Source organism: Neisseria sp. HMSC068C04 (genome assembly GCF_001810105.1).
GTDB classification, from domain to species: Bacteria; Pseudomonadota; Gammaproteobacteria; order Burkholderiales; family Neisseriaceae; genus Neisseria; species Neisseria flavescens_B.
The window spans coordinates 1-7,198 of the sequence record NZ_KV799958.1 but is presented as its reverse complement, the minus strand read 5'-3'; the positions used below and the strand labels follow the sequence as shown (position 1 = coordinate 7,198).

Here is a 7,198-nt window from a genome sequence, read left to right as displayed (position 1 = left end):
AATTTTAGTAACCTATGTTATTGCAAAGGTCTCCTGTATTGTGTTCTGCAAAATGAATTTGACGATACTCTTTCAGATCCTGATTGGCAGCAATAATTTGGGAATGTGGTCCTTGCCAACGTTGCATACTCTCTTGACGCGGTTTATCGGCACGCATCCACAATAAAACGGATGATGATACATTTTTTTCAACGGGTACAGCCGTTTGCACAGGCATGACGGATATCGTTTCAGCTTGGCTATTCATGCTTAATGAAAAGCCCAGCAATATTACGGCTAATTTTACTATGTTAGTTATACTATTTTTATTCATCATATTCTAAATCCCAAAATAAATGGTTAATCAGAGTTCATTCATATTTTCAGATTACCTGAAACACATTAACTCAACTCCGCCCTGTACTCAAACCTGCCTTGCCGTTTTCCCACAAGGTTTTCAGCAATACTTTCCACGCTGACAATTTAGGATTGGGCTGTTTGCCTTGTCCGATCAAATCCATTTGCGTCATATACCAGTTCATTTCCAGCATTGCGCCCGCTTTTTTATCAACCAACGCCACGCCTGTTTGAATGCGGTCAGTTTGCACGGTTTGGTAGGTGCCGTTTTGCATTTAGTTCGCCAAATCGGGGACTAAAGCAAATGGACGGGCGACGCCAACCAAATCCAAATGACCGCTGGATAAGGCATCTTCCATGGCGCTTTGCGAACGAAATCCGCCGGTGATAATCAGCGGGGCTTGGCTGACTGCACGGGCTTTTTCGGCGTAATCGATGAAGAAGGCTTCGCGTTTGCGGGTGCTGTCTTTGGCGGCGAGCATTTGCGGGCTTTCGTAATTGCCACCGGAAACTTCAATAAAATCAATGCCCATTTCCGATAACTTTTGTACCACCTGCACCGATTCGCTTTCGTCAAATCCGCCTTTTTGGAAGTCCGCCGAATTGAGTTTTACGCCCACCAAGAAATCTTTGCCCACGGCAGCGCGGATAGCAGTGTAGATTTCCAAAAGGAAACGCATACGATTTTCCAAGCTGCCGCCCCATTGGTCTTGGCGGCGGTTGTGGTGCGGCGAGAGGAATTGGCTGATGAGATAGCCGTGCGCGGCGTGAATTTGTACGCCTGAAAAGCCTGCCTGCTCGGCAATTTTGGCGGTTTGCACGAATTGCTGAATCAGCCCGTTGATTTCATCGGCACTCAATTCGCGCGGCGGATTGATGAAGCCGTCCATGCCCACCAACGGCACGGCGCTCGGCGCAAGCGGTGTTTTATTGACCACCGCAGGCGACTGCTTGCCCGCATGGTTGATTTGCATGATAAGCAACGTGTCGTTTTGCGTGCCGGCTTTCGCCCATTTTTTCAGCATCTTAAGACTGCGGTCGTCTGAAATCACCACATCGTTTATCGAACCTTTGCCGCTTTCGGCGACCATCACATTGCCCGTAACCAAAACGCCCGCGCCGCCTTCTGCCCAAGTGCCATACAGGCGGACGAGTTTTTCAGACGGCTGGTCGTTTTGGGCAAGTTGCTCTTCCATGGCGGATTTGAAGATACGGTTTTTGGTGGCTTTGCCGTTTTGAAAAGTGAATGGCGTGAATAACATAATCGTTCCTTTAAGTTGATAAGTTTAAAAATGTAAACGTATTTGGTTAAAAATAAAGGGTTAACGGATAACCCTATTTTGAAAGCGGGCAATTTTGAGCCATCAAATCAGCAAGCTGTTTCAATCTCGCCACCGCATCCGCCATGGCAATACTGTAAAACCGCTCTTTGCCGACCTGCTCCACCGCCACCGCCCCGGCTTGCAACATGATTTTCAAATGGTGTGACACTGCTGGGCGCGACAGATGCAGATGCTCGGTCAGCTCATTCACATTCATCTTGCCGTGTTCCCACAGCACGCGCAGGATTTGATGGCGGTTTTCATCGCTCAACACGGTAAAGATGGGAATGCACTCGCGCATTAAATTCATAGTTTGTTGCGGCATATTCGGCTTCTTGAGTTTATATGTTTAAAAACTTGAACGCACTTTAGAGGAAAAGATGGGGAAATGTCAAAGGGAATTTTCAGAAGATGGTTTTAACGTACAAATCACAGTGTTTCATCAATGATTATCTCAGTCTGCAAGCCGTTTCAGACGACCTTTTTCGTAATAAAGAGTGGTCAAATTTTTAAGTGTTTTGCAAATCATCTTAAAAATTTGACCACTTGCATCATTATCTAGACCGCAGCCGTCTGAAACATTGATAGACCGGTTACTGATCCACTTTTGTCCATTTTGCCAATGTCTGCTTCATCTGTGCCTGAGGGATGAAGCGAGCCATCCGTTCTACTTCTTTGCCTTGATAAAACAGCAGCCATGCAGGTACGGTCAGCACGTGGAAACGTCCAGCCATTTCGGGTATTTCAGCAATATCTGCTTTTACGGCATACACATTCCCCTCCACCGCCAAAGCTGAATCAAGCTGGGCAGCCACGACCGTACAAACGCCGCAGATTGGGGCTTTGATGTACAGTGATACTAAAGGGTGTGTGGCGATGGCCTGTTCGATGTCTTTCAGAGTGTGCAGTTGTTGCATGTCATGTACTCCTTTGAGCGATTAAGCCCTTTTCTAGTTGTTAGAAAAGGGGCTTTCAACGAAATAAAAACAAGAAAGTAGTTTGAGCCGTTTAGATTTTTTCGACAACCACTTTTGCCCGTGCTTTCAGGCTGTTCAACACTGGCGAGCTGGCGGCGGAGCGGTCGGCGAAATTTTGCAGGGTAGGAAGGTCGGCGTCGGCTTTTACTTTTACGGTTAGCACCAAATTATCCAGTCCGCCGTAGCCATCTTCCATGCCGAACAGTTTGGCCAAGTCGATACCGCCGCTTGCGGATATTTCAAACTGTTCCAGTTTCACGCCTGCCTGTGCTGCTTGCAACTCGAAACCTATGGAGCAGCAGCCTGCAGCAGCGCCGATCAGGTATTCCATCGGATTTGGGGCGGCGTTTTCACCGCCCATGCTTTTCGGTTCATCTGTGGTAAAGGCTGGGAAGCGACGCACGGAGATTTCGTTCTTTGTGCCGGATACCCAGCGCGAATTAGCGCGTAATGCTGCCTTGCCTTTTGTATGGTCGTTTTCAATCGCTGCCATGGTAGTTCGGAAACGTTCGATATCTAACCCGTTAATCATGTTTTGTCCTTTCATAATGATGAATTGCAGATGGTTTTTCGCTACACTTACACGCCCAATTTCCACGCGGAGATGCGTTTCAAATTATCCACCGTGTCGTGATTGACGATGGCGGCGAACGTGCTGTCCAGTTTGGCAATTTCAGCTTTGTCTTCATTGCTGAGGGCAAAGTCAAAGACGTTCAAGTTTTCCGCCATGCGTTCGGGTTTGGTGGATTTTGCCAACACGATGATGTCGCGTTCCACCAGCCAGCGGGTAATCACTTGCGCCACGGATTTGCCATATTTCGTACCAATTAGCGACTGACAAAATGGTGGGCAAAAGCCCACCGCTTCAAGTTGATGTTTTATCATTAACCAAACACTTTTTTCAAATGTGCTTGGTAGTCTGCGAAGTATTGTTCTACTTGTGGATTTTTAACTACATCGTTACATGTAAATGTCGGTAGACGGGTCAAACCGATGAACTCGTTGAGTTTGTGGAAAGGCATGTACACAGCATCCACATCTTTGCCTTCAAAGAAGTCGCCTTCACGGGTGAACGCTTCAATCGGCGCATTCCAAGTAAGCGAAAGCATGTGTTTTTTGCCTTGCAACAAACCACCTGTACCGAAGCCTTCGGTCGGGCTGACACGATGACGGCCATCACTGTGGTAAAGCTTGCCGTGTCCAGCGATAAATACTTCGTCTATGTATTTCTTCACTGTCCAAGGCTCGTGCATCCACCAAACAGGCATCTGCCAAATCACGGCATCCATCCACAAGAATTTTTCGATTTCTGCCTCAACATCATAGCCAGCATCAATCACAGTTTCTTTTACATTGTGTCCAAGTGCGGTCAAAACTTCTTTTGCTTTTTTGTGAAGCGTGTGGTTTAACTCACCATGTGAATGGCCGAAAGCTTTACCACCGTTTAATAATAAAATGTTCATTTTTACTCCTAAGAATAAATAATTTATAAAAAAAGGATGTGATGTTTACGGATATTGACTTCTGTTCACTCTCATGAAAGTGCAGTCATTTTATGATTTGTTTTTATTGAGATAAATAGGGTTTAGCTTTATTATGTAATGAATTAAATTCACTAATAAAAGAGAGTTTAAAGAGAAAATGCAGAACTTTAACGAGCTGAATTATTTTTTGACACTCGCGCAAACGCAGAGTTTTGTGAAAGCGGGACAGCTTTTGGGGATTTCTTCTTCGGCGTTGAGCCATAGCATGAAAAATTTAGAAACGCGGCTGAACCTGCGCTTGTTCAACCGCACGACACGCAATGTGTCGCTGACCGAAGCCGGGCAACAGCTTTTCGACCAACTTTCCCCGCTTTATCAAGCCATAAACCAAGAAGTCGATGCATTAAATGATTTTTTGAATACGCCATCGGGATTGATTCGCATCAACGCCCCTACAGTGGCGGCGGAAGCGGTGTTGTACCCGAAATTAAAGCCGATTTTGAACCAATACCCGAAAATCCGCTTGGAAATCGTGGTGGACGATCGTTGGGCAGATATTGTGAAAGAAGGATTTGATATGGGCGTTCGGTTAGGTAACAAGGTAGCGAAAGAGATGATTGCGGTGCCAATTTCCGCACCGCTCAAAATGGTATTGGTTGCCTCGCCCGATTATTTGGCGCAACATGGTTCACCAAAAAATATTGATGATCTGCAACAACACCGCCTTATCGGCATAAAACTCTCCGCTGAACACGGCACGGAGATGCAGTGGGAATTCAAATACAAAAAAGAGCTGATTACGTTTACACCCAAATCGCAGTTTTCCATCAACAATCATCTACGCCTGCAAGCCGTTTCAGACGGCCTCGGCATCACTTGGCTGCCGCATATCATCGCCGCAGACGCACTCCATTCTGGGCAGTTGGTCGAGCTGTTGCCCGAGTACGCCATCACTTACGATCCGCTTTATCTCTATTACCCCAGCCGCCGCGGGCATTCCAATGTGTTTAAGCTGATTGTGGATGCGTTAAAAGTAAAAGCCGTCTGATAATTCAGACGGCTTTTTATGGTAAAGTGCGGTCAGATTTCAAAGCATTTTTACAAATCCTATTTAAAATATGGCAGCTCTTTCCCTCTAACTTTGAACTTCTTAATGCAGATTGCCAAACTGCCCCACATCTTATAAATGAGTAATTAACACGCCCTCACCTAGACGTTCAAATACTAAGAAATCATCACACCTAAATATTTGAGCCTTGATTTATAAGTAATTTGATGGCTACTTATCGTACTTTGATTTCAATTTGTCGCATTTAGATACTTCTTTGTCGTCTTCTGATTTTAAATTGTCGTTTTTTGCAGCTATAATCCACTCATCAAATCATGCAGGCAACTGCATTTTTCCTCAACTGCAAACAGGACTAGACAACATGAGCAACAAAACAGCATTGATTACCGGTGGCGCGACGGGTATCGGCAAAGAGACCGCAAAGAAATTACTCGCCAAAGGCGTGAACGTCGTGATTAGCGGCCGCCGTGCCGATGTGGGCGCGCAGGCGGCGCAGGAATTAGCGGCGTTTGCCAAAGACGGTGCGAAGGTAAAATTCGTGCAGAACGACGTTACCGACGAAGCGGGCGTAAAAGCCCTGATTGACGGCATCGTCGCCGAATTCGGCGCGCTTGATTATGCGGTGAACAATGCTGCGGTATCGCTGGAAACAGGACTGCTGCCGCAATCTGACAGCGAAGTATACAAAAAGATGCTGCAAATCAACGTCTTAGGCGTTTACTACTGCATGAAGCACGAAATCGCGCAAATGCAGAAACAGGGCGGCGGCGCGATTGTGAACCTGTGTTCCATCGCGGGCTTGAACGGCATTCCTTACGCCAGCACCTATGCTTCCACCAAACACGCGGTGGTCGGCTTAACCAAATCCTGCGCCCTTGACCATGCGGCAGAAAACATCCGCATCAACGGCGTCGCACCGGGAGCAACCCGCACCGAAATCATTGCCAAACAGATTTCAGGCGCGGATGAAAACATCGACCCGAAAGCCTTGGAAACCATGCACCCGATGAACCGCATGGGCAACCCGCACGAACCGGCAAACGCGATTGTGTGGCTGCTGTCCGACGAGGCCAGCTTCACCACCGGACACATTTTGAGCGTGGACGGCGGCTTCCAAGCGAAGTAAGCGTTTGGCGTGAACAAAGGTCGTTTGAAAAGCCAAACAAGGCTTCAGACGACCTTTTAAAAATAGGCGTTAATCTTTTATCATTTGATAATCAAAAGATTGTCGAATCAGCCCCATAACATAAGTCAAATCATCAAAATTATCTAAGCGGACTTCAACATCTCCATTACCCCATTTCCCTAAATTTGTAATATCTCGACACAGCCCGAGAGGGTCTTGAATATCGGCAAATCGCATATTTAAAGGGGCTGACGTAGATTAGCAGTTATGCTAGGCTACGAACGTTCCGCTGCCGATATTTTGGGCATTCAGCCCAACTCCGCTATTCTATTCTACCGCAAAATTCGTATGGTTATCAGCCATTATCTGGCCTTGGTTGCCGATGAGGTTTTTGAGGGCTCTGTCGAGTTGGACGAAAGCTATTTCGGCGGACGGAGTAAAGGCAGACGTGGTCGCGGCGCGGCAGGAAAAGTGGTTGTCTTTGGCATTCTGAAACGCAACGGACGGGTATATACCGTTGTCGTAGATAATGCCAAGTCCGATACTTTGATGCCTGTTATCAAATAAATTTATTTTGTTGAAAGTTACTATTAGGTTGAGACCTTTGCAAAATTCCTTTTTCCTGACAGCCGAAATCCAAACACAGGTTTTCAGCTGTTTTTGTTTCAAATATCCACTGATTCTACCCAAATCCCCCTTGGATACCTGATTAATCAGGTATCTGACCGCCTTTTAGGCGGCAACAGGCACACTTAGCCTATTGGCGGCTTTCAAAAGGTTCAAACACATCGCCTTCAGATGTTGCCGGTTTTCCTCACTATCGTAGCCTTTATCGGCATAGACGGTCGTGCCTTTGGGCAGTCCTTCCAACAAAGGCGACAGGT

General features: G+C 46.6%; 11 protein-coding genes and 2 pseudogenes. 3 read left to right on the top strand and 10 right to left on the bottom strand.

Features of this window, described 5'->3' with window-relative positions; translation table 11 throughout:
* Nucleotides 1-4 precede the first annotated feature (4 nt).
* The 8 genes from HMPREF2700_RS06620 to HMPREF2700_RS06590 form a co-directional block, all read right to left on the bottom strand.
* Nucleotides 5-316 carry a hypothetical protein gene (locus tag HMPREF2700_RS06620; RefSeq protein ID WP_210389874.1) on the bottom strand — a complete coding sequence of 104 codons (312 nt, stop codon included), beginning with the start codon at nucleotides 314-316 and terminating at the stop codon, nucleotides 5-7.
* 70 nt (nucleotides 317-386) lie between these two features.
* Nucleotides 387-611, bottom strand: a complete 225-nt coding sequence (locus tag HMPREF2700_RS12015; protein WP_283129688.1) for an FMN reductase — start codon at nucleotides 609-611, stop codon at nucleotides 387-389.
* Entirely contained in the window at nucleotides 612-1,598 is a 987-nt protein-coding gene (locus tag HMPREF2700_RS06615; protein WP_283129687.1) for an NADH:flavin oxidoreductase/NADH oxidase family protein, read from the bottom strand. It abuts the gene before it with no gap.
* 73 nt (nucleotides 1,599-1,671) lie between these two features.
* Nucleotides 1,672-1,983 (bottom strand): ArsR/SmtB family transcription factor, encoded by a 312-nt coding sequence (locus HMPREF2700_RS06610; protein ID WP_070591088.1) that lies wholly within the window; start codon nucleotides 1,981-1,983, stop codon nucleotides 1,672-1,674.
* Nucleotides 1,984-2,251: 268 nt separating this feature from the next.
* Nucleotides 2,252-2,575: a thioredoxin family protein gene (locus tag HMPREF2700_RS06605; RefSeq protein WP_070591086.1), complete on the bottom strand. Its 324-nt coding sequence runs from the start codon at nucleotides 2,573-2,575 to the stop codon at nucleotides 2,252-2,254.
* A 91-nt stretch (nucleotides 2,576-2,666) separates the two neighbouring features.
* Entirely contained in the window at nucleotides 2,667-3,167 is a 501-nt protein-coding gene (locus HMPREF2700_RS06600) for an OsmC family protein (RefSeq protein WP_283129686.1), read from the bottom strand.
* Nucleotides 3,168-3,214: 47 nt separating this feature from the next.
* Nucleotides 3,215-3,520: an aldo/keto reductase gene (locus HMPREF2700_RS06595; RefSeq protein WP_070591085.1), complete on the bottom strand. Its 306-nt coding sequence runs from the start codon at nucleotides 3,518-3,520 to the stop codon at nucleotides 3,215-3,217.
* Nucleotides 3,520-4,098 (bottom strand): NAD(P)H-dependent oxidoreductase, encoded by a 579-nt coding sequence (locus tag HMPREF2700_RS06590; protein WP_039862395.1) that lies wholly within the window; start codon nucleotides 4,096-4,098, stop codon nucleotides 3,520-3,522. The genes HMPREF2700_RS06595 and HMPREF2700_RS06590 overlap by 1 nt, the downstream gene beginning before the upstream one ends.
* 178 nt (nucleotides 4,099-4,276) lie before the next feature.
* Here HMPREF2700_RS06590 and HMPREF2700_RS06585 point away from each other — a divergent pair, with 178 nt between their 5' ends.
* Both HMPREF2700_RS06585 and HMPREF2700_RS06580 read left to right on the top strand, forming a co-directional pair.
* Nucleotides 4,277-5,167 carry a LysR family transcriptional regulator gene (locus tag HMPREF2700_RS06585; protein WP_070591083.1) on the top strand — a complete coding sequence of 297 codons (891 nt, stop codon included), beginning with the start codon at nucleotides 4,277-4,279 and terminating at the stop codon, nucleotides 5,165-5,167.
* Between the two features lie 382 nt (nucleotides 5,168-5,549).
* Nucleotides 5,550-6,314 (top strand): SDR family NAD(P)-dependent oxidoreductase, encoded by a 765-nt coding sequence (locus HMPREF2700_RS06580; protein ID WP_070591082.1) that lies wholly within the window; start codon nucleotides 5,550-5,552, stop codon nucleotides 6,312-6,314.
* A gap of 69 nt (nucleotides 6,315-6,383) precedes the next feature.
* On the opposite strand, the gene HMPREF2700_RS11810 is transcribed toward HMPREF2700_RS06580, so the two are convergent.
* On the bottom strand, nucleotides 6,384-6,551 hold the full coding sequence (locus HMPREF2700_RS11810) for a hypothetical protein (RefSeq protein WP_168162737.1): 168 nt from the start codon (nucleotides 6,549-6,551) through the stop codon (nucleotides 6,384-6,386).
* A gap of 45 nt (nucleotides 6,552-6,596) precedes the next feature.
* Between HMPREF2700_RS11810 and HMPREF2700_RS06575 the strand changes: the two are divergent.
* Nucleotides 6,597-6,875 (top strand): annotated as a pseudogene (locus HMPREF2700_RS06575) (transposase); the annotation flags it as partial.
* 171 nt (nucleotides 6,876-7,046) lie between these two features.
* On the opposite strand, the pseudogene HMPREF2700_RS11655 reads toward HMPREF2700_RS06575, so the two are convergent.
* Nucleotides 7,047-7,198: pseudogene (locus tag HMPREF2700_RS11655) on the bottom strand (IS5 family transposase); the annotation flags it as partial.